We start from the raw sequence: 22,831 nt of genomic DNA, 5'->3' as shown, positions 1-22,831 counted from the left end.
GAAAGATATGTTGCTAATTTTCAAGCAAATTAGTAAGAAAATTGGTCTTTTCCAGACTACTGTTTGATACGCAAATATAAAAAAAAGTTAAACTAAACAAAAGCTAAAACCCTCTGTTTTAAATAAAACAGGTTTTTTCAACAAAAATGTTTCATTTCAAAAAAAGCATCCTGGTGGTGCTTTTTTCCATTTAAACAAGCTGGTAACCAATTGTAAAAATATTAATACTAGTCTGGAAAAGACTAAGATTATACGCTTCAAAAATGGAACATAGACCAGTTAGCAATTTAGCAAAAATAAGGTTCGCCATAGCGGACGATTCTGAAATTCAGCATTTTTTTATTGATGCTTTTGCGAAGCGGGTTGGCGGGTTTGATCTGGTGTTTTCAGCACTTAACGGTGCAGATCTTTTAGATGGACTGGGTCAATTAGAGTGTCTTCCTCAGCTATGTATTCTCGATCTTCATATGCCTGTGATGGACGGCATTGAATCTGCCAGACAACTTAGGGAACGTTATCCTTCTATTATTCTGTTCGGTTGCACCGCAAGTGAAGATCCCGGAGAGATTGTGTGCATGCTCGAAAATGGGGTCCGGAAGGTGTATGCTAAGAAACATGCCGAACAAATATTCTGGGATTTCCGTCATCAAACAGGCATATCTACACCACAATCAAACAGCTTTTACCAACGCAAATGTTTTAAATGATGCGGGGTTAAGTTCCGATTCAAGGTTAAAATCGATCCTTGAGAATCTCTGATGTTAAAAAATAAAAAGAGCATGGATATAAAAAAAATAATCGTATGGGGAGGTGTTTGGCTAAGTGCCCTTATTTGGTTCCGGTTTTTAATCTATTTGATCGCTAAATATATCTTCTAAGTCATATGCATATCAAAAATCAAAATTTAAAATGCCCCTGGTGTAAAAAAACGGGCGAATGCGAAAGAACACATCGACCCGCTGCCGTAAAACTGTTCCTCCCGTTTATCAAGGCCCGGTTCATCTGCCTGCACTGTCTCCGGAAATTCAGTGTCATGAAAAATGCCAGATAATACCTGGTATATCGGAATCTACCTGTAATGCATACCCTTTGTATTCTTTCGATAAAGATTTTAGTGGCTAAGCTGCATAAGGCGACAATCTGATATTATTGCTTTAGATGTATAAATTGCTGAATGTGAGCGATATGGATAAATGGCAGATGCTTTAAAATAGTATCAACCTTCTCAATTCTCTTCAGGTACATTTAATACATCAGGCCATGTGCAGCCTTTCCCCGAAAATTCGTTCGGGGAATACCATCAATACCTTCCGGTAACGTTTTAAATTCCGGGAATGTATGTTTTGCTCAAAAGTCAAAATAAAACTTTAGCCGGTTTTTAAAGTCACCTGTTCCGGCAGGCACTAACAATTATTGCTCATTTATTCGAAAAAACAGATCATTAAAATCAAAGCCTGTATAATAATTACAGATTTTTTACCATATTGATTTTCTATTACGGCTGCTAATTTCAATCTTGCATAGCAAATTGAATTTCAGCATAATATCTGCCACATTTTTTTCAATTTTTACAGGATGTTAAGACACCTCGGTGAAAAAAGAAGTTTCAGCCATAACTTACGTTTGGCCGTTTTGTTATGCCTTAATGCAGGTTTTGTTAATGCTGCCGGTTTTATTGCTTTTGCCGTGTTAACCACTAACGTAACTGGTCATGCCGCATTACTGGCTGTAAACCTGGCTAAAATGGATCTGCGTGCTGCAGGGGTGGTAACACTCTGGCTCACCCTTTTTCTTTTTGGTGCATTTGCTTCCAGTTGGTATATCGGACGGATCGGCCGTAACCGTCCATTTGCTTATACGGTACCCATATTATTTATCATTGCAGTTATGCTATTCGTGGCACTGGCTGGTGGCAGCTATAACCATTCACTGTCTGAAACGGAATATTTGGCTGGCAGCCTCCTGCTTGCCATGGGTATGCAAAATGCGCTTGTTTCCGTGGTGTCGGGCGCTGTTGTTCGTACTACGCATCTCACTGGTATGTTTACAGATTTAGGCATCGACCTGTCTGTTGCTGTATTGTCGCGAAAAAATCTGAACAATGTATTGAAAAGCCGCATATTGCTTAAACTGGTGATTATCGTTTCTTTCTTAACAGGAGGGGTGATAGGAGGAGTTGCCTACCTGCATATTGGTTTTCACGCTTTTTTTGTTCCGGTAGGATTTCTATTGGTCGCGTTGTTTTACGATTACTTCCGCATACGAATTAAAAGGGCAATTGTTCACCAGCTGCACAAAAGCTAAACCGGCTCTCCAGGTAACCAGCTTCATCAACTAAAACCTGGTATTCCAGGTTTTGATCTGCTATCAATCGTTCCCAAAGTGCGCCCCTCAAGTGGCAATGATATCGCATTAACCCCATTCAAGATCAGCCAGCCGATACTGATGAACACGTGATTAATGCTACTTTTTAGCTTCAAAGCCGTACAAACCATTTTGGTATAGGTACGATGCCATTTGATAATTGGATATCGCTTCATCAATCAATCTCGGGTTTGCCGGTATGGCTACAGCACCGCCATTGGTAAAGTCGGGCCTGTAGGTAGCCACCTTTTTTTGCGGATTTAAAATAACCAGGGTTTTGTTTTTGATATAGCCCAAACTCTGGTAGGTGCTGATAAAAGCCCGTTCATCACTATCCTTCATTTTAAACACATCCTGGCCAAAAAACTTACTGGTGTAACTGAAATTCAGATAACCCAGAATAGTAGGGCCAATATCAATCTGTGCGGTAAGTTTTTCGAATTTGCCTGGCGCGATATGTCCTGGACTGTAAAAGATCATTGGAATATGGTATTTATCAACCGGTAACTCTACTTTGCCCGCACTTGATGCACAATGGTCGGCAACAATAACGAATAAGGTATTAGAAAACCAGGGTTTCTGTTTTGCTTCGCGTATAAACTTACCTATAGCATAATCAGTATATTTAACTGCACCTTCTCTGCCGGTGTGCGATGGAATATCGATCCTGCCTTCAGGGTAAGTGTAGGGACGGTGGTTAGAAACCGTCATAATATGCGCGAAAAAAGGTTTTTTATTTTGATAGTCGTGATCCAGTTCACGTAACGAAAGCGTAAACAAATCTTCATCGGCTACCCCCCAGATGTTTGAGTAATGGATTTCTGAATCCTGAAGAGCACTTCTATCCGTTACCTGGTAGCCATTATTGGAAAAAAACTCGTTCATGTTATCAAAATACCCGTAACCCCCATAAATAAACCTGCTGTTGTAGCCTTTAGAACGAAATATATTACCTAAGGTAAACAGGTTTTTATTATCAGGGCGCTTTACTATGGATTGGCCCGGTGTAGGTGGAATACAAAGCGAAAGGGCCTCTAAGCCGCGTACCGTGCGCGTGCCTGATGCATAAAGATCGCTAAAAAGCAAACCCTCTTTGGCAAGTGAATCAAGTTGTGGCGTAATATGCTGTGTATTGCCAAATGCACCCAAGAACTCAGCACTCAAGCTCTCTACACTGATTAATACCACATTCATTTTATTTTCAGTACCGGTGCCGCTAATGGCTCTGGAAGTATTTTTAAATTCTCCTCCTACAGTTGAGTCTTGCTGAAGTAAATTGCGCAAAATGCTTTCTGCTTTTTTGAGCGGCAGCGTTTTATAGAACGTATTAAAATCTAGCTGATTATTCCAAAAAGCAAATCCAAAATCATACATCCCATTGCCCGAAAGTTCATTTACATACTGGTTCTTGCTCAGGTATTTCAATTTATGGCTTACACCAAAATAGGTGAGTACCGGTAAACACAGCAAAACCAGGGCTGTTGCGCTGCGTTTGGCAAAACCTGTTTTATGATAGGTTGAGGCAGTTATTGGTTTCCTCAACCCGTAAACAACCAATAAGGCAACCACAACCAAACCTACCATAATGCTGTTTATCGGGTACGATTGGCGGATATTTCCAATTACTTCTGTAGTGTAAACCAGGTAATCTACCGCTATAAAATTGTAGCGGACCGAAAACTCTTCCCAAAAGAACCATTCTGAAATGGCATTGAAAATAAGTGTGAAAACCACAAAGAAAAAGTAAATAAACAATAATGACCGGTTGAATTTGCCGGAATACCATTTAGAAGGCAGTATCCAAAGGTAAATGACGATCGGAATGATGGCGAATGATGCCGCTGCAAGGTCGTAAAATAAGCCAATGAACAGAATTTTAAGGAGATTAAGTATAGACCAGTCAACAGCAGATGCACTATAAATCAATAAGGCGATTCTGGTGAGGAACGAAATGCTGCATAATAACGCAGTAACTAGAAAGACTGGTCCGAATCTGTGCTGTAACAGCTTATTTGTTTTTTCTTTAATGCTCATAATTAACGGTGGATCCAAAACAGGAGTTACCCGGCAAATTTTAATAATCTGGCCAAGATACTTTCCAATTCTGAAGAAATCCTGAAGGTTTGGTCAGGTTAAAGATATTATTAAAGTAATTTATTTAATAATTTGTTGCGCTTGTTTTCATAATCAGTTAATTTTTGATGTGGAAGGCTCACTTTTATATCACACAATCGAAAAGGATCAGGTTAAATCCAAAAGAACATTTACATTAATGATCTTTGATCTGGGCTTCACTACCATGATTGGCGGATGCGCTACAACTGAAAATATCTGACCCCAAAAAAGTCCTTTCATCGTTACTTCAGAATTTCTCCATAATTCGGTTATAGTTTTGGTTAAAAGTTAAATGATGAAAAGTTTTTTAATAACGTTATTGATGATAAGTGGTTTAGCTCAGGCCTATGCGATATCCAATATTCAGCCTATTCAAAGTATAGATTCGCTTAGTATTGTTCCTGCAGATTCGGTAGGACGATGGTATGCCGGTAATCCCGTACCTAAGAAAAAATTTATGCCGGCAGCGTTTGTTGTACCTGTTTTATTTGCTGGCTATGGTTTCGCGGCCGTTTATGATCATGGTCCATTAAAACAACTCGATGTAAGTACCAGGGCCGAATTACAGGAAGATCATCCGTTATTTGCGGCACATGTTGATGATTATATGCAGTTTGCGCCTGCTGCTGCGGTTTATGCGTTAAATTTATCAGGGATAAAAGGTAAACATAATTTATTTGATGCTTCCATGTTATATGTAACCTCTGCTGCTATTATGGGCGTTTCTACCCATTTTGTGAAACAGGGCGTTGGTAGAGAAAGGCCTGACGGATCGGGGTTCAACTCTTTTCCTTCAGGGCATACGGCTTCTGCATTTATGGCGGCAGAATTTCTGCACCAGGAATATAAAGATGTTAACCCATGGATTGGTTATGCAGGTTATTTTGTAGCCACGGCCACCGGAACATTAAGGATGTATAACAATAAACATTGGTTTAGCGATGTGGTTGCTGGCGCCGGATTCGGGATTGCTGCTACCAAGATATCGTATTTGGTGTATCCTTATATGAAAAGACTTTTTACCACCAAAAAAGAAGGAAATTTTACTTTCATGCCCTTTCATCAACAGGGGAGTACGGGTTTAATGCTTTCGGGCAGATTTTGATGCCATCAGGTAATAAATCTGCCCAAATCAAAATTAGTCAATCGTTTGCGTTGTTATTGGCCTTGTAATCCTCAGGAGCTTGTCTTACTTTTAACAAATACTGATCAGCATTGGGAAAAACACTTGCACACCTGTTAGAGGAGTTTGCTTAATCGATCAGTTCAATTTAAACCTAAACCATAAATAAAAACACCAATGGAACGTAGAGAATTTATCAAAAATGGCGCATTTACGGCTGCGGGCTTAACCATCCTGCCAACCGGAAGTTTATTCGCATCATCAGACAGTGCAAAAGTAAGATTAGGTTATATCGGGGTAGGGGCACGTGGGATGAGCCATATTTCTGAAGGCGCCCTGAGAGATGATGTTGAAATTGTTGCCATTTGTGATACGCAGGAAAGTTCACTTAAAATCTGTCGAAATTTCATAGCTAAAAAGGGCAGGCCTGCGGCAACAGAATATACCGGAGGCTTAGACGCTTATAAAAAACTTTTAGACCGTAAAGATATTGATGCCGTAATTATTGCAACACCCTGGCAGTTCCACCGCGATCAGTCGGTTGATGCCATGAAAGCAGGTAAATATGTAGGCTGTGAAGTAATTGCCGGTTTAACGGTAGAAGATCATTGGGATATTGTAAATACCTCTGAAAAAACAGGCATGCCTTACATGACTTTGGAAAACGTTTGCTATCGCCGAGATGTAATGGCGGCTTTAAATATGGTTAGGCAGGGGCTTTTTGGCGAACTGTTACACCTGGAGGGTGGTTATCAGCATAATTTAAGAAACGTACTATTTAATAATGGTAAGGATTATTATGGCGGTGGGGTAGAGTTTGGGCCAAAAGCGTTGAGCGAGGCACAATGGCGTACGCAGTTTAATATCGATCAGGATGGCGATTTATATCCAACCCATGGAGCGGGTCCTATCATGCAATATGCCAATATTAACAGAGGAAATCGCTTTACCAGTTTAGTATCGTTCAGTTCTAAAGCCAGGGGATTGGCCGCTTACGTAGAAGAAATGTCGCCCGGCCATGCCAATGCCAAAATCAATTATAAAAACGGCGATGTAACCACTACCATGATCAATTGTGCAAATGGAGAAACCGTTTTGTTGAGTCATGATACACACTTGCCCCGTCCGTATTCGCTCGGTTTCAGGGTGCAGGGGACCAAAGGGATTTGGATGGATGTTAACAAATCGGTTTATATTGATCATAAATCAAAAAAAGACGACGTATGGGACCCCGCCCAGGAATGGTTTGCCAGGTACGATCATCCGCTGTGGAAAAAATACGAAGCAGAAGCCGTTGGCGCAGGTCACGGCGGCATGGATTGGTTTGTATTCAATGCATTTATCCAGGCAGTAAAACAGAAAAAACAAACACCTATTGATGTATACGATTCAGTAACTATGAGTGTGATTAGCCCACTTTCTACAAAATCGTTAAAAGAGGGTAATATGCCGCAGAAATTCCCTGATTTTACCAAAGGAAAATGGAAAGACCGAAAAAATACCTTTGCTTTAGACGACAGCGGTTTTTAGCATCGGTTGTAGTATTGGCTTTGGTATACCAGATTGGCTTTGGTATACCAGCCATACCTCAATAATCAACCTGTTTGCATATTTAGCATTGGTTTTTGTAAATAATTTTTCATTTAAATAGTCTTATGCTTCAGGCAGTTTTAAGTGCTTACGGACTTCACGCAGAAAGCTGTAAAATTGAACCTTTCGGCTCGGGGTTAATCAACCATACCTGGAAAGTTTGCCAAGAAGGTTTTGCCTATATTTTACAAGAGGTAAATACAACGGTTTTTCCTAAGCCTGAGTATATTGCCCATAATATCAGGGCGATAAAAGAATATCTGGATCAAACCGCTCCCGATTATTTATTTGTTGCCCCAATCAATGCCTCAAACGGTGATGATTTTGTAGTGGTAAATGATCGTTTTTACAGGCTTTTTCCCTTTATAGCACATTCCTGTACGATTGATTCTGTACAACGTCCGGAACAAGCCTATCAAGCCGCCAAACAGTTTGGTCAGTTCAGCAGGATGCTTCATGCCTTCAAAGCTCAACAATTAAAACCTACTATCGAAGATTTTCATAACCTTCCCTTACGTGTAACGCAGTTTAAAAACGCGCTAGCGCAAACCAGTAGTGAAAGGATGATCAAGGCAGGCTTCGCGATAGAAGAAATCATCAGGTATTACGATATAGAAGCGCAGTATACCCAAATGGTAAAAAGCAGTGAACTGCATTTGCGGGTGGTGCATCATGATACCAAAATAAGCAATGTTTTGCTACAGTCCGAAACGGGGGTAGGTTTAGGTGTAATTGATCTGGATACGGTAATGCCGGGATACTTTATCAGCGATGTGGGGGATATGATGCGTACCTATCTTTCAGAAGCCAATGAAGAAGAACACGATTTTAATAAAATCGCCATTAGAAATGATGTTTTTGCTGCAATTTATAAGGGCTACGTGGAAGAAATGAACCAGGTTTTAACTTCGGCTGAAAAACAGTTCTTTATCTATTCAGGCAAATTTATGATTTATATGCAGGCTGTAAGGTTCATCACCGATTTCTTGAACGGTGATATTTACTATAAAACAAATTATCCTGAGCAGAATTTGGTAAGGGGCTTAAATCAGATCGATTTATTAAACAAGTACGTGGCCAGACAGCAGGAATTTGGAGAAATAATAAGCGAAATTGATCAAAATAAGGAAATAGTTCTAAAATAATATTAAAATGATCGGTGCAATTTGAGGTGGTATGTTGAGATGTATGGGTTTGCTTTATAGCGTTTTACGGGTGATTTATTCTTCGTTGGAACAGTTCTCCGTATCTTTTTATTTATCATGCGCAAACGTTTGATCAGTCATGGAAGGTCGGGAGATAAGATTGCAGGTGTTTGTGCTGAAGCCGTTAGTATCCAAACCCCATCTGATAGCTAAAGGTCTTTCTTTCCTGTAAGTTTTTACTCCCCTCCTTACCAAGGAGGGGTGGCCGCAGGGCGGGGTGGTTGGTTAGTTTGTTATAAACAAGTTATTTAATGCTTTAGTGTCGTGATGCTGTTTAAAAAGCTATTTCTTTCCTGTAAGTTTTCACTCCCCTCCTTATCCAGGAGGGGTGCCCGTAGGGCGGGGTGGTTGATCAGCTCGTTATAAATAAGCTAGCTTAACACTTAAATTTGATGACGTTTGTTTTAATCAATTTAGGTTTTTTGGAAATGAACGGTTATATGCTTTTCGCTTAGTGTAGTCCTGCTGTACGCTGTAGCCCTCATGCTTCGGGGCTGCCGCTGCCATCAGGTTTAATTACCTGGGCTGGTACTGCTTCGGGTCTCTGAATTCCGGAACCAGTTTACTCCCCTCCTTATCCAGGAGGTGTGTCCGCAGGGCGGGGTGGTTGATCAGTTCGTTATAAATAAGTTGGCTTAACACTTAAATTTTGTGACGTTGGTTTAATCAATTTAGGTTTTTTGGAAATGAACGGTTATATGCGTTTCGCTTAGTGCTGTCCTGCTGTACGCTGTAGCCCTCATGCTTCGGGGCTGCCGCTTCCATCAGGTTTAATTACCTGGGCCGGTGCTGCTTCGGGTTTCTGAATTCCGGAACCATTTTACTCCCCTCCTTACCAAGGAGGGGTGCCCGCAGGGCGGGGTGGTTGATCAGTTCGTTATAAAGAACTTGTTTAATGCTTTAGTGTCGTGATGCTGTTTAAAAAGCTATTTCTTTCCTTTAGGTTTTTACTCCCCTCCTTATCAAGGAGGGGTGCCCGTAGGGCGGGGTGGTTGGTTAGTTTGTTATAAAGAAGTTATTTAATGCTTTAGTGTCGTGATACTGTTTAAAAAACTATTTCTTTCCTGTAGGTTTTTACTCCCCTCCTTATGAAGGTGGGGTGCCCGTAGGGTGGGGTGGTTGATCAGTTCGTTATAAATAAGTTGGCTTAACACTTAAATTTTGTGACGTTGGTTTAATCAATTTAGGTTTTTTGGAAATGAACGGTTATATGCGTTTCGCTTAGTGCTGTCCTGCTGTACGCTGTAGCCCTCATGCTTCGGGGCTGCCGCTTCCATCAGGTTTAATTACCTGGGCCGGTGCTGCTTCGGGTTTCTGAATTCCGGAACCATTTTACTCCCCTCCTTACCAAGGGGGGGTGCCCGCAGGGCGGGGTGGTTGATCAGTTTGATGTAAAGCGGTGGGTTTTGCGTTAGGGATTGTAAGGGTTTAGTACCGATCCTTTATCTTTACCGGAGCGCAGCGCAGCCCTGAAAAGCCCGACCCCATCCCGATTTTTTCATCGGGATGGGGGAACGCCCATATTATTTACCAGTTGGCAATCTGTAGTTTACAGTTCATAGTTTGTCGTATTCAATTTCAGCTAGCCAAAATTTATTCTTCCTTTGCTTTCCCCTTTTTTCTTGATTTTAATGCCTGTGTTAACAGAAACTCGATCTGCCCGTTTGTACTTCTAAACTCATCGGCGGCCCAGTTTTCCACTTCTTTTAATAAAGCAGGACTAATTCTTAATACAAACGCTTTTTTATCTTTCTCCGCCATTCTTATTGTATTGCTTGTATATGATACCTTGTTTTTAAGTTGATCAGGAATAATTCCATTTCATCAATTCTATTTGAGCTGAACAGCAGTTTTTTGCCGTTTTTAAATTCCAGCTGCAAGCCCCTGTCTTTGTCGTTTAAGATATAGGCTTTATCATCAAATTTAAACCAAAGCCTGATTTTAACGCCATAGCCGCCATAATCACCAAATGCATCATATTTCGTTATGTGGGCTTTCGCTATTTCATCCCATTTAAGGTGTTTTAATCTGGCTTTGAAGGGAAAGTAACGGTAATAAATCCCTTCTTCGTTGATCCGCAGTGTTAAAACATTTTGCTGGATGAGGTAAATAATGGCAAAAGGTAAAATTACGGCCCAAAGGGGTGCAAAATAAACAGCTTTTAAATCTGTAAAACTCATGCCTCCTTTGTCAAAAAGTACGATGCATAATACAATGATGGCATCAACACCTACGAGGAGGTATAGCCACCACAATTTTAAATGCTGTTGCTCCTCAAATTCCATTTACCTAATTATATAAAGTGCCGGTGTTTACCACAGGTTGCACATGGCGGTCGCCGCAAAGTACAACCAGTAAATTGCTTACCATAGCTGCCTTACGCTCTTCATCCAGTTCTACAATTCCTTTTTGCGATAATTTTTCCAATGCCATTTCTACCATGCCCACTGCACCTTCAACAATTAATTTACGCGCGGCAATAACTGCTGTAGCCTGCTGACGCTGTAACATGGCGCTGGCAATTTCAGGTGCATAAGCCAGATGCGATATCCTGGCCTCCAAAACCTCAATGCCTGCGCGCGATAAACGCTCATTCAGTTCACTCTCCAAAAGCTCACTTACTTTTTCGGCACCATCTTTTAAGGTGATGCTCGTTTCTTCTCCTTCAGCATGATCATAAGGAAAGATATTGGCCAGGTGCCTTACGGCAGCTTCGCTCTGGATGTTGACATATTGCATGTAATTTTCGACAGAGAAAACGGCTTTAGCCGTTTCGTTTACTTTCCAGACAACAACGGCCGCAATTTCTATCGGATTACCAAGTTTATCGTTCACCTTCAATTGCTGCCCGTTTAAATTGTTTGCTTTTAACGATACCCGCCTTTTTGCCGTTAAAGGATTTACCCAGAAAAAGCCGTCAGCTTTTACCGTGCCCATGTATTTTCCAAACAGGGTGAGTACCATGGATTGGTTGGGGTTGATGATTAAGAAGCCCGGAAAAAGTAGAAATACATCTACGGCCAATAGTACACCTCCCCAAAGAAAAATTCCGGAAACAAAACAGAAAATGGAAGCGCCCAATAATGCTAAGCTTAGTGCGAAAGTTAAATAGCCAGATGGCGGATTGATAATTTTTTCTTGATACATAATTGATATTAATTTGATATCATAAAGTAAAATATAAAATCTGGTAATTGCAAACAAAACGCACAAAATGTATATTAGATAAAAATGTTATTTTTGACAATACTATAAATACATCGCTTTGGCCAAAATCAAAAGAAATTCGCATAAGATCCTTTACCGTAAATATTCATCAAACCTGAAATATGTGATGATGATATTTACCGTTTTCATTATTACGCTATTCCTGCCCAAACAGCCCCGGTTTAGATATGAGTTTGAAAAAAATGCAGTATGGAAAAACAAAGATCTGATTTCGCCTTTCAGTTTTGCTATTTTAAAAACCAATCCGCAGGTTAGTGCAGATAAAAAGAACGCTTTAAAAGATATTCTGCCCGTTTATCAGCTGGACAGGAGTGTTACGGAAAATGCATTGGAAGAGTTTGCGAATGAATTTGATGTGAAGTGGAGGTCGAAACAGCTTAGCGAGAAAGAGCGGGATACTTATAAAACTGCGGCCTACAAATTATTGCAGCGCATTTACCAGAAAGGTATTATTGGTCTGAATGTGAAACACCAGGCGGGCGGTAAAAACTATGATTTTTCACTGGTTGAAAACAATGTGGCGCAGGAAAAAAATACACAGGATGTTTTTACTGCTGAATCGGCCCTGAATTTTTTTAAAGATAATTTTAAGGCGCCCAATCAGGTTATGGGCGACCTGGTGGCAAACCTGGCCATTGATCACATTACCCCAAATATCATATTTGATGAACGGTTGACGCAAACCATCCAGGATAATACGGTGAACAACATTTCCACTACCAAAGGGATGGTGCAAAAGGGGGAGCTTATTGTTGCCAAGAACGATGTGATTGATGAAGAAATTTATCAGAAACTGGAATCTTATAAAGCTACTTACGATGCACAAACCAAAACCATTGGCAGCAGGGCACTGGTTTACTTAGGTCAGGTAGTGTTGGTTGGCTTTATTGTAACCATATTAATGTCGTTCCTTTTTCTTTTCCGGAAAGATATTTTTGCCGATAACCGCCAGCTTTCCTTAATCCTTATTGTCACCACAGGAATGCTGCTGGCTTTAACCTGGGCCATTAAGATGGAGATCCCAAGTTTGTACTATATTCCCTTTTGTGTGGTGCCGATTATCATCAGGATCCTGTTCGATACCCGTTTGGCACTTTACCTTCACATGCTGGTGATTTTAATTGCCGGCTTCTTTGTCGCCAATAGTTTCGAATTTGTTTTCTACCAGGTTACTGCGGGTATGGTGGCTATATTCAGCATCAAAAACTTTGTAAAGCGCGAGCGGTTTCTGGTTTCGGCCTTATTTATTCTGCTGGCCTATTTTGTATCTTTTATAGGCATTGCCTTACTCCGCGAAGGTTCTTTCCGCGAAATCGAATGGGTAAATTTTGTGCCTTTTGTTTTTAGTGTATTGTTATCGCTCCTGGCTTATCCTTTAATTTACCTGTTTGAGCGTATTTTCGGCATCACTTCGGATGTAGCGCTGATCGAACTCACCAATACCAATAATAAACTGTTAAGGGAACTGGCTTTTAAGGCACCTGGAACCTTTCAGCATTCGTTGCAGGTGGCTAACCTTGCTGAGGCAGCAATATTTAAAATTGGTGGTAATTCTGTGCTGGTTAGGGCAGGGGCCTTATATCACGATATTGGTAAGGTAGACAATCCACAATATTTTATCGAAAATCAGAATACCGCTGTGAGTCCGCATGATAAATTACCTTATGAGCAAAGTGCGCAGATCATCATTCAGCATGTGCACAAGGGGATTGAAATTTTAAGAAGGAACCAGATTCCTGAAGCCATTATTGATTTTATCAGAACACATCATGGAAATACCCGGGTGGATTATTTTTATCAGTCATTTTTGAAAAATACACCCGAAAAATTTGTCGACGAAAACATTTTCCGCTATCCCGGCCCTATACCTTTTAGCAAGGAAACGGGGGTATTAATGCTTGCCGATTCGGTGGAAGCAGCCTCAAGAAGTCTGAAAAATCCCGATGCGCAGAACATAAACGATATCGTTGAGCGCATCATCAACTATAAATTGGAGCAAAATCAGCTGGATGACTGCGATTTGACGTTAAAAGATATTGAGACTATCAAATTGATATTCAAGACAATGCTGATGAGCATCTATCATGTGCGGATAGATTATCAACAAAATTTGTAATTTTTTTTTGTTCGATAACTTGTTTTACTATATTTGCAGACCTCAAAACAACGCCGGTAGGGCGGAAAAAGGAGGTTGAAAGGTGAGGTGCCTGAGAGGCCGAAAGGAACAGTTTGCTAAACTGTCGTACTGGTAACGGTACCGCGGGTTCGAATCCCGCCCTCACCGCTGAAATAAAAAAAAAGTTGGTAAATAAATGGAAAAACCCAATAAAATCCATATCTTTGCCAACCCTTAGAAATAAGGTTAAAAAAGATCGATACCAAAGTTCGGGATGTAGCGTAGCCCGGTATCGCGCCACATTTGGGATGTGGAGGTCGTAGGTTCGAATCCTGCCATCCCGACTAAAAGTTCAATCCACTTTACAACAGGATTAAAAAAAGATCGATACCAAAGTTCGGGATGTAGCGTAGCCCGGTATCGCGCCACATTTGGGATGTGGAGGTCGTAGGTTCGAATCCTGCCATCCCGACACAAAAACGAGAAGCCTTTAGATCGCAAGATTTAAAGGCTTTTTGCTTATATTCATACTTTCCCCTAAAAACCATAAATTTCAACCATAATTTCTCAATAAATTCCTTTCGTAGCTTAATTTTGCTAAGTTAGTAAAACTAATAATCCCTATGCCGTTAAAAAAGGTTCAACTTCATGAAACCACTGCGCCCGAATGGAATGCCTTTAAGGGAGGGGATTGGAATGCCTACAGGCAGTTGTACAATATTCATTTTAAGGCGCTTAATAATTACGGATATAAATTTACCAGGGATGTGAGTCTGATCGAGGATGCGGTACACGATTTATTTGTAAATTTATGGGCGAAGCGCGAACAATTAGGCAACCCCATTTCGGTAAAAAACTACCTCTACAAATCGCTGCGGAACTTATTGCTCAGGAAGATGGACGCTCAGCAGCGTTTCGTGGCAATAGACTCAGCTGAAGATTATCCATTTAACTTTGAAGTATCATTTGATACCGTTTTTATGGAAGATGAGTCGAAGAAGGAACTTCAGCGCAAGTTAAAGGAGGCGATCCAAACCCTTTCGTCCAGGCAACAGGAAATTATCTATTTGAGATTTTACGAAGGCCTGAGCTACGAAGCGGCTGCAGATATTATGAACCTGAATATTACCTCCACCTATAAACTGCTTTATAAGGCCATTGGTAAACTTCAGGAGCGGGTTAAGCTGGTTGATTTAATGATGATGTTAGCTATTATCGGGTCAAAAAGAGCACTTTTAGAAATAAATTAATTTTTTTTCAAAAATGTAGGGATAATTTAGGATGGTCCATGTATATAGGGATATATAATTGCTGATATATGGATTTTTCTAAATTTATAAACTACACTTTTGAAGATTTTCTGAACGATGATGCTTTTTTGGCATTTGTTGTGGAGCAAAATGCTTCAGATGTATTGGCCTGGGAAAAATTTAGAGCGGCACATCCATATAAAAGCAGAATTGCCCTCGCTGCTTTTGATACCATTTCGGCTTACCGCCAGCAAAAAGTTTTCAGTAATGAGCAGGCACAGCAATCGCTTTTTGAAAAAATTTCTGTCAGTATAACAGCAGGAGAGCCAAAAATCAAAAAACTTTCTTTTTCACCTTTCTTTAAGGTAGCCGCAGTTTTTGCAGTAGTCCTTTTATCTGCAGTACTCTACTTCACGATGTGGAATAAAGATGCAGTTAAAACTGATTATGGCATAATCAAAACCATCACCCTGCCGGATGGGTCGGAAGTGACATTAAATGGGAATTCAAAAATCAGTTACGCTGCCAATTTTAATGATGGTCCAAGGGAAGTGTGGATTGATGGTGAGGCTTTATTTAAGGTGAAGCACATCAACATCGATACGAACCACATCCAGCCGGATGAAAAATTTATAGTGCATTGCGGAGACCTGAACATCGAAGTATTAGGAACCACCTTTAATGTAAAAAGCAGGCATGAAAAAACCAGTATAGGTTTATTAACGGGAAAGATCAGGGTAGATTATGACGATATCAATAAAAAGCGGATGCAGTTTGTGATGAAGCCCGGTGATTTGGTAAAACATGCTGATGAAAGTAATCTTGTTCACCAGAAAATGCTTAATCCGCAACATTTAACCGCCTGGATCAATCGTCAGCTCGTATTTCAGAATGCCAGTCTGGAAGAGATGATCGGTGTATTACAGGATGATCTGGGCTATGAAGTTGTGTTAGACGATAAAAAAATAAACGAACTTAAGGTTGAAGGCGAAATTAATGTCGGCAGCGTTAAAGAATTGCTTCAGATTTTATCGACTACCTTACACCTCAATATTAAAACAAACAATAAGAAAATAACCATAACCAAATAGTTTGGAGAAGATTTAAGCGCTTGAATCTGACCTAAGCTATAATTAACCACAACAATTAACCAACAACAACTAAACTAAACAGGATTATGAGAATACTCTACCTTAGGAGGGTAGCTGGACACAGCTGTCTTACTTTGATGTTCTGTGCGTGTACATTATTTTGTTCCGCCCAGCTCCTGGCCCGCAATGTGGCACATGTAAATGGCATAAAAGCGCAAAGCCTTAGCGATAATAAACTATCGCTTAAAACCGCCTTACAACTGATCAAAACCAGATTTGATATTAAAATAGCGTATAAAGCAGGTATTCTGGAAAATAAAGATAGTAACCTGACTGAAACACAGCTGATGGCCTTTGGCGATGCCAAAACAGCTTTAACCTTTGCTTTAAACGGATCTTCACTGGATTTTAACAAGATCAGCGAGTCGCAGTATATCATTATTAATACGCAGGCCGGAAACGCAGCTGATATAATTAAGGGTACCATTTTTTCAGCAAGTGATAACCTGCCGTTGATAGGAGCTACCGTATATATCAAAGGTACTAAAACCGGTGCTTCGACCGATGCGCAGGGGCAATTCAGCATCACCATTCCGAACGAACTGGCTGGGAAACCCATCGTATTAAGCATTGCGTCTGTAGGCTACGAAACGCTTGAATTTCCGGTAAATGATTTTAAAACACCGATAAGCATAAAACTGAAGGAAAGTGCCAGCAGCTTAAATGATGTGGTGGTAACTGCCCTGGGTATAAAACGTGATAGCAAAGCTTTAGGCTATGCCGTTACAGAAGTTAAAGGATCTGAATTTACACAGGCCCGCGAAAATAACGTAGCTAATGCTTTAACAGGTAAAATTGCAGGGGTTAATGCTACGGGTTTATCCACCGGTCCTGGTGGATCCAGCCGGGTAATCATCCGTGGTAACGGTTCATTTAATGGCAACAACCAGCCGCTTTATGTAGTTAACGGAATGCCTATTGATAACAGCGTACCGGGTGGCGCAGCAACTACGAATGGATTAGCTACCAATGTGGATAGGGGTGATGGAATTTCAAGTATCAATCCTGATGATATTGAGAGTATTACTGTATTAAAGGGTGGTACCGCTGCCGCCCTATATGGTTCGCGTGCCAGTAATGGGGTAATTTTAATCACGACGAAAAAGGGAGTTAAACAAAAAGGTATCGGCGTAGAGTATAACACCACCTTTACCATTGAGAATGCCATTAATGATAATGATTACCAGTATGAATACGGACAGGGGCTTGGTGGGGTTAAACCCATGACGAAGAACGATGCGATAGCCACTGGTCGTTTATCGTTTGGGGCGAAGATAGATGGTTCTGATTATGTGGCCGCAGATGGATTAACCCATCCATACAGCGCGGTGAAAGATAATATCAAAAATTTCTATTCTACAGGAACAAATTTTACCAATACCATTGCATTTTCCGGTGGTACAGATGGTATTATTTACCGCTTATCTTTGTCAGATCTGGATAGTAAAGGGATTATTTCCAGTACCAGATTTAAAAGACAGACCGCTAACCTGAACATTAATGCAAAGATTACCGATAAAATAAAGGTAGAAGGTTTAGCACAATATAACCTGGAAAAGGGTTTCGGCAGAACACTGGCAGGCGATGCATTGGGTAATCCAAACTGGACACCCTATGAAGTGGCCAATACGGTAGATGTGCGTTGGCTTGCTCCGGGTTACGATGCCGCCGGAAACCAAACGCCATGGAACGACGCCGGTATTGCCACCAACGGATATTTTGTAATCAATAAATACCAGCAAAATGATGTAAAAAACAGGTTCATCGGCCAGGGTTCTATTACCTATGATATTGTGAAGAATTTCCAGTTAAAAGGGGTAATCAGCCGCGATTTTTATAACTATAATTATGTTAATATTTTGCCTACCGGAGATATTTACATCCCGAAAGGCCAGTATTCGGGCATTAAATCGGATGTTTCTGAAACCAACTCGCTGATTACCGGAAATTATAAAAACCGGATCGCCGATAAAATAGGCATTTCGATATTGGGCGGAGCCAACAGCCGCCGGTTTGAAAATAAACAGTTAAATATGGATGGAAATACCTTTACTATCCCTTTTTTCTACAGTTATAAAAACCTGGCCACTTCGAGCACGATTCCTACCTACCAAAGAATCAGGACAAATTCGGTTTTCGGATCTGCCGATGTGGATTACAAAAGTATTTTGTTTTTAACCTATACCGCACGTAACGATTGGTTTTCTACCTTAAGTCCGGATAATAACAGTATCTTATATCAAAGTGTTGGCGGTAGTTTTGTCGTATCTGATGCTGTCCAGTTGCCATCATCTATCGATATATTAAGAGTCCGCGCATCATGGGCTGAAGTAGGAGGTGGTGCTGCCGATCCATACAGAATTAATTTAAGTTATAGTAATGTACCAAGTTCAGGGCAACCACTTCAAAATGTAACCACGAACGACATTACCAACCCGAATCTGAAACCTTATACCTCTACCACTTACGAGGCCGGTGTAGAATTAAAAATGTTTAAGGGCCGTTTGGGATTGGATTTTACGGCCTACAGTCGCAAAACAACCGATGATATCCTCAATGCAGCCATCTCGTCTACTTCAGGCTATAATAATGCCGTACTAAACGTGGGCGAACTGAGCAACAAAGGTATAGAGTTCCTCTTAACAGGTACTCCGGTGCAAGGCAATAAGTTCGGCTGGAATATCAGCTATAATGTAGCATACAATAAAAGTGAAGTGTTAAAACTGGTAGAAGGAACCACAACTTTTGAAATGGCACGTACCGTAGGCAACTGGGGTTATATTAACCAAACCGTTGGCAGTGCTTACGGAACCATTGTAGGAACGCGTATGCTCAGGAACGAAGCAGGCCAGATTGTTTATAATTCAACAACAAAACGGCCGGTTGCCACAGGTTTACAAGAACTTGGAAATGGGGTAGCACCGCTTACAATGGGCTTAACCCAGGATTTTAGATTTGGTAATTTTAACCTGAATTTTCTGATCGATGGTAAATTCGGAAATAAGGTGTTATCCATCAAAGAAGTTTATGCCACCCGTTTAGGATTATTAAAGAGTACCTTACCTGGACGAGAAAACGGATTGACCATCTCGGGGGTAGACCAGGCAGGAAACCCTTATTCTGCATTAATTCCCGTAAGCGATCTGCGGGCTTATTATAACGATATGCGTAATTATTCAGAATTATTTGTACATGACGGCAGCTTTATCAAACTTCGCCAGGCCATTTTATCTTACAATATTCCGGTTAAAAAACTCGATTTTCTTAAAATACAGTCGGCCAGTATCTCATTTGTTGCCCGTAATATCCTAACCTTCTATAAAAAGACCGATAATTTCGATCCTGAATCGAGTTTTACAAATGGTAATGCCCAGGGTTTCGAATCAATCGGATTGCCGCGTACACGTACTTTCGGTTTAAACCTGATGGTTAAATTTTAATACTTGAAAGATGAAAAAACTAATCAACAAATATAAATCTGCTGTTTGCATCGCGTTAACCAGCACCCTTTTAGCTTCATGTACAAAAGATTTTCAGGAAATTAATACCGATCCTGAATCTTCAACCACTATTCAGCCTGCTTATGTTTTTACTAAAGCACAATACGATGGTGCCAAAAATAACCTGATTCTGCTGCTGGGTACCATGCAGTATACCACCAGTTTTAATGATGTGGCTGGTTTCGGATCAAAATATGTTTCCAGTCAAAGCCAACAATCTATGGCCCAGTTCAGCAATGCTTACTACCAGGAAATTAATGAGCTGGCCCTGGTGATCAATGCAGTGAAAAACGATCCTGAACAGGTAAATTTATTAGCCTCGGCACGGATCTGGAGAGCTTACTGTTTCAGCCGCATTACCGATTTGTACGGCGATATTCCATATACCGGGGCCGCCCAGGGTTATACCAATTCGAACTATAAGCCCGCCTACGATCCGCAAAGAAGTATCTATTTAGACATGCTGAAGGAACTGGACGAATCGGCATCAGGTTTAAATGCTGCTAAAGCTACCTTTGGTCAGGCTGATTTGATTTATGCGGGTAATACCGTTAAGTGGAAAAAATTTGCTTACTCCTTAATGCTCCGTCTGGGCATGCGTTTAACTAAGGTTGATGCCGCATTGGCCGAAACCTGGGTGAAAAAAGCAATAGCCGGAGGTGTGATTACCGATGATGCCGATATTGCTAAAATCAATTACATGAGCGCTGGTCAGGATATCAATAAAAATCCCATTGCCTTAAGTTTATACAACAGCGATTACATCAAAGCTGATGGTAACAGCAATCCCGAAGGCGGAAAATACCAGAATACCTTCATCACGTATATGAAAAACAATAAAGACCCGCGTTTAGGGATTCTTTCTGTGGTATACGTAAACGGTGTTGCCGATACTTCTATGGCGATACAAAAGGGCATGCCTGCTACGCTAAGCGCAAAACCTACCGATTTTGTAACTTATTCAGAACCCAATCAGAAAACCGTACTGGCCCTGGGTGGAGCGAAACTAATTTACACCACAGCCGAAACCAATTTCCTGCTGGCAGAAGCCGTTTTACGTGGATGGTATACTGGTGGCACAGCCACTACACTGTACGAATCAGGGATCCGCGCCGCCATGAAACAGTGGGCAATTATTGCTCCGTCAGACGGGATCATCAGCGATTTGCAGATCAATACCTATATCAAATACCATCCGCTTAATACCACTGGAACTTTTGATGCACAAATGCAGCAGATTTATACAGAATATTGGCTGGCGGCATTCCCTGATGCACAGGAAGCTTTCGCCAGTTACCGGAGAACAGGTTACCCGGCTTTGGTACCCGTAAATTATGTTGGAAATGCTACAGGTGGCCGGATTTTCAGAAGGATGTTATATCCACTCTCTGAGCAAAACTTAAACCGTGCATCGCTTGATGCGGCTATTGCCCGTCAGGGAGCCGATGATTTCATGACCCGCATCTGGTGGGACAAATTATAATATGCTAATCACATCCGGCAGGGTACTTTAAGCTTTGCCGGATGAAATAAACGATCCGAAGAATGATATACCGAATACTATTAGTCTGTTTGCTTTTTACCGGTACAGTTTCTGCGCAACGCAATGATGTAGTGGAAGATGAAACTTCCAGTAATTACAACTTAAACAAACCTGAACGTGAGGAATGGTTACGCAACACCGGAGCGGGTTTATTTATCGATTTCAATGTGGATGCACAGCTGGGTGTGGTGATCAGTCACTCTTTGGTCGGCGCTTCTGATGATTACACGGACCGTTATTTTAGCGAGCTCCCAAAAACATTTGATCCCTCCTCATTTAATCCTAAAGAAATTGCCGAACTGGCCAAACTGGCCGGTATGAAATACATTGTTTTTACCACCAAGCACCATGCCGGCTTTTGTTTCTGGGATACCAAAACCACAGACTTTAAAATTACCAATACACCATATAAAAAAGACCTGCTGAAAGAATTTGTAAAAGCTACTCGTGAGGCTGGACTCGATGTGGGTTTTTACTTTTCGCCGGAAGATTTTAATTTCCTTTATAAACACAAAATTCCCATCAGCAGAAATATCACCAGCCTGGATGAAGCGACCAAAAAGGAATATGCAGCATATAACCGTAAACAAACGGAAGAGCTGATGCAGAATTATGGTAAGGTAGATGTATTGTTTATTGATGGCGACCCGAAAGAGGCTGTCAAAGAAACTGCGTGGAAAATGCAGCCTGATATCTTGATTACGCGAGGTGCCATTTTAACGCCTGAGCAGACGTTGCCGGGGGCTAAAATTACCCAACCATGGTTATCGCCGATTACCATAGGCACAGCCTGGCAGTACCAGCCTACTAATGAGCGATATAAATCAGGTTCGCAATTAATTGAGCTGTTGATCGAGGCCCGCGCCAAAGGTGGTTCATTGCTGCTCAATGTGGGACCAAAAGCAAATGGCGCCTTGCCCAACGAGCAGGAGGATCGTTTACGTGAAATGGGAGCGTGGTATTTTATCAACCACGAATCGATGGATCACGTGCGCAGCTGGGTAGTGAGCAAAGAGCAAAATATTTATTTCACCCAAAAAGCGCCTGGAACTTTGTTTGCCATTGTGATGGATGCCAAAAACTGGAAAGAGGGCGAACGCAAAACTTTTCTGTTAAAATCTGCCAGGGCTACTGCGAATACAAAAATCAGTGTGCTGGGGCAAAATGGTAAGATTATTGAATACAAACCCGATTTGGATGTATCATCGCGATTCAAGCAAACGGCCAATGGACTGGAGCTTTCTGTAGTAAAAGCACAACGTATTTACGACGATCACCGCTGGCCAAATCCTGTTGTAATTAAGCTGGAAAATGTGGAACCGGTATTTACCGAAGCGGCAATGGTACAGAGTGGTGATTACAAAGTTGCTGCAGGTGTTGCTACACTAAATGGCAAAGTGCTTAACCATGCTAAAATCAAACCCGAACGGGCAAGGTTTTACTACCGCCCATATCTGGGGCAGGTGGAAACACTGTATGCAGAAGCATGGAAAATGAGTCCTTGGGTAAATATCAAGGCCGATGGAACTTTTAGCGGAACGGTAAAATTACCTAAAGGTGCTTACGAATATAAAGCCATTGTAGAACAGCAAAGTGTAATAATAGAAGGAGAAAATAAAGTTTTAAACTTACCTTAGGGAATGCTA

15 protein-coding genes and 3 tRNA genes are annotated in these 22,831 nt (G+C 41.1%); 14 read left to right on the top strand and 4 right to left on the bottom strand.

Annotated features, from left to right (window positions below):
* Positions 1 to 263: 263 nt before the first annotated feature.
* Entirely contained in the window at positions 264 to 707 is a 444-nt protein-coding gene (locus tag DV942_RS04060) for a response regulator (RefSeq protein ID WP_145855488.1), read from the top strand.
* A gap of 868 nt (positions 708 to 1,575) precedes the next feature.
* The gene (locus DV942_RS04055) at positions 1,576 to 2,304 is read left to right on the top strand and encodes a YoaK family protein (protein WP_145855486.1); all 729 of its coding nucleotides are present in this window, start codon (positions 1,576 to 1,578) and stop codon (positions 2,302 to 2,304) included.
* Positions 2,305 to 2,463: 159 nt separating this feature from the next.
* Here the strand turns inward: DV942_RS04055 and DV942_RS04050 are convergent, their stop codons facing one another.
* The gene (locus DV942_RS04050; RefSeq protein WP_145855484.1) at positions 2,464 to 4,398 is read right to left on the bottom strand and encodes an LTA synthase family protein; all 1,935 of its coding nucleotides are present in this window, start codon (positions 4,396 to 4,398) and stop codon (positions 2,464 to 2,466) included.
* A gap of 373 nt (positions 4,399 to 4,771) precedes the next feature.
* Between DV942_RS04050 and DV942_RS04045 the strand changes: the two genes are divergently transcribed.
* The 3 genes from DV942_RS04045 to DV942_RS04035 all read left to right on the top strand — a co-directional run bounded on the left by DV942_RS04045 (position 4,772) and on the right by DV942_RS04035 (position 8,337).
* A complete protein-coding gene (locus DV942_RS04045; RefSeq protein WP_145855482.1) occupies positions 4,772 to 5,584 on the top strand; it encodes a phosphatase PAP2 family protein in 813 nt (270 codons plus the stop codon).
* 195 nt (positions 5,585 to 5,779) lie between these two features.
* Positions 5,780 to 7,132, top strand: coding sequence for a Gfo/Idh/MocA family protein (locus DV942_RS04040; RefSeq protein ID WP_145855480.1), 1,353 nt, complete (start codon positions 5,780 to 5,782; stop codon positions 7,130 to 7,132).
* 125 nt (positions 7,133 to 7,257) lie between these two features.
* Positions 7,258 to 8,337, top strand: coding sequence for a phosphotransferase enzyme family protein (locus DV942_RS04035; protein ID WP_145855478.1), 1,080 nt, complete (start codon positions 7,258 to 7,260; stop codon positions 8,335 to 8,337).
* A 1,653-nt stretch (positions 8,338 to 9,990) separates the two neighbouring features.
* On the opposite strand, the gene DV942_RS04030 is transcribed toward DV942_RS04035, so the two are convergent.
* From DV942_RS04030 to DV942_RS04020, 3 genes are read right to left on the bottom strand one after another with little or no spacing between them, the layout of a single operon-like run.
* Positions 9,991 to 10,158, bottom strand: coding sequence for an Arc family DNA binding domain-containing protein (locus DV942_RS04030; protein ID WP_090986935.1), 168 nt, complete (start codon positions 10,156 to 10,158; stop codon positions 9,991 to 9,993).
* A 2-nt stretch (positions 10,159 to 10,160) separates the two neighbouring features.
* Entirely contained in the window at positions 10,161 to 10,682 is a 522-nt protein-coding gene (locus tag DV942_RS04025; protein WP_145855476.1) for a hypothetical protein, read from the bottom strand.
* 4 nt (positions 10,683 to 10,686) lie between these two features.
* Positions 10,687 to 11,544 (bottom strand): SPFH domain-containing protein, encoded by an 858-nt coding sequence (locus DV942_RS04020; RefSeq protein WP_145855474.1) that lies wholly within the window; start codon positions 11,542 to 11,544, stop codon positions 10,687 to 10,689.
* A 118-nt stretch (positions 11,545 to 11,662) separates the two neighbouring features.
* On the opposite strand from DV942_RS04020, the gene DV942_RS04015 reads away from it, so the two are divergent.
* The 9 genes from DV942_RS04015 to DV942_RS03975 all read left to right on the top strand — a co-directional run bounded on the left by DV942_RS04015 (position 11,663) and on the right by DV942_RS03975 (position 22,822).
* Entirely contained in the window at positions 11,663 to 13,741 is a 2,079-nt protein-coding gene (locus tag DV942_RS04015) for an HD family phosphohydrolase (RefSeq protein ID WP_397240071.1), read from the top strand.
* An 81-nt stretch (positions 13,742 to 13,822) separates the two neighbouring features.
* Positions 13,823 to 13,909, top strand: a tRNA-Ser gene (locus tag DV942_RS04010).
* A gap of 102 nt (positions 13,910 to 14,011) precedes the next feature.
* Positions 14,012 to 14,085: transfer RNA gene (locus DV942_RS04005), tRNA-Pro, on the top strand.
* Between the two features lie 54 nt (positions 14,086 to 14,139).
* A tRNA-Pro gene (locus DV942_RS04000) sits at positions 14,140 to 14,213 on the top strand.
* 151 nt (positions 14,214 to 14,364) lie between these two features.
* A complete protein-coding gene (locus DV942_RS03995; RefSeq protein WP_145855472.1) occupies positions 14,365 to 14,991 on the top strand; it encodes an RNA polymerase sigma factor in 627 nt (208 codons plus the stop codon).
* 68 nt (positions 14,992 to 15,059) lie between these two features.
* Positions 15,060 to 16,082 carry a FecR family protein gene (locus tag DV942_RS03990; protein WP_145855470.1) on the top strand — a complete coding sequence of 341 codons (1,023 nt, stop codon included), beginning with the start codon at positions 15,060 to 15,062 and terminating at the stop codon, positions 16,080 to 16,082.
* 86 nt (positions 16,083 to 16,168) lie between these two features.
* Positions 16,169 to 19,582, top strand: coding sequence for a SusC/RagA family TonB-linked outer membrane protein (locus DV942_RS03985; RefSeq protein ID WP_145855468.1), 3,414 nt, complete (start codon positions 16,169 to 16,171; stop codon positions 19,580 to 19,582).
* Positions 19,583 to 19,592: 10 nt separating this feature from the next.
* Positions 19,593 to 21,125 (top strand): SusD/RagB family nutrient-binding outer membrane lipoprotein, encoded by a 1,533-nt coding sequence (locus DV942_RS03980; RefSeq protein WP_145855466.1) that lies wholly within the window; start codon positions 19,593 to 19,595, stop codon positions 21,123 to 21,125.
* Positions 21,126 to 21,187: 62 nt separating this feature from the next.
* Positions 21,188 to 22,822, top strand: coding sequence for an alpha-L-fucosidase (locus DV942_RS03975; protein ID WP_145855464.1), 1,635 nt, complete (start codon positions 21,188 to 21,190; stop codon positions 22,820 to 22,822).
* The last annotated feature ends 9 nt before the right edge of the window (positions 22,823 to 22,831 follow it).

The organism is Pedobacter suwonensis, from assembly GCF_007833675.1.
Taxonomy (GTDB): Bacteria; Bacteroidota; Bacteroidia; order Sphingobacteriales; family Sphingobacteriaceae; genus Pedobacter; species Pedobacter suwonensis.
Note: the sequence above shows the minus strand (reverse complement) of the source record. Positions and strands in the feature narration are given on the sequence as shown.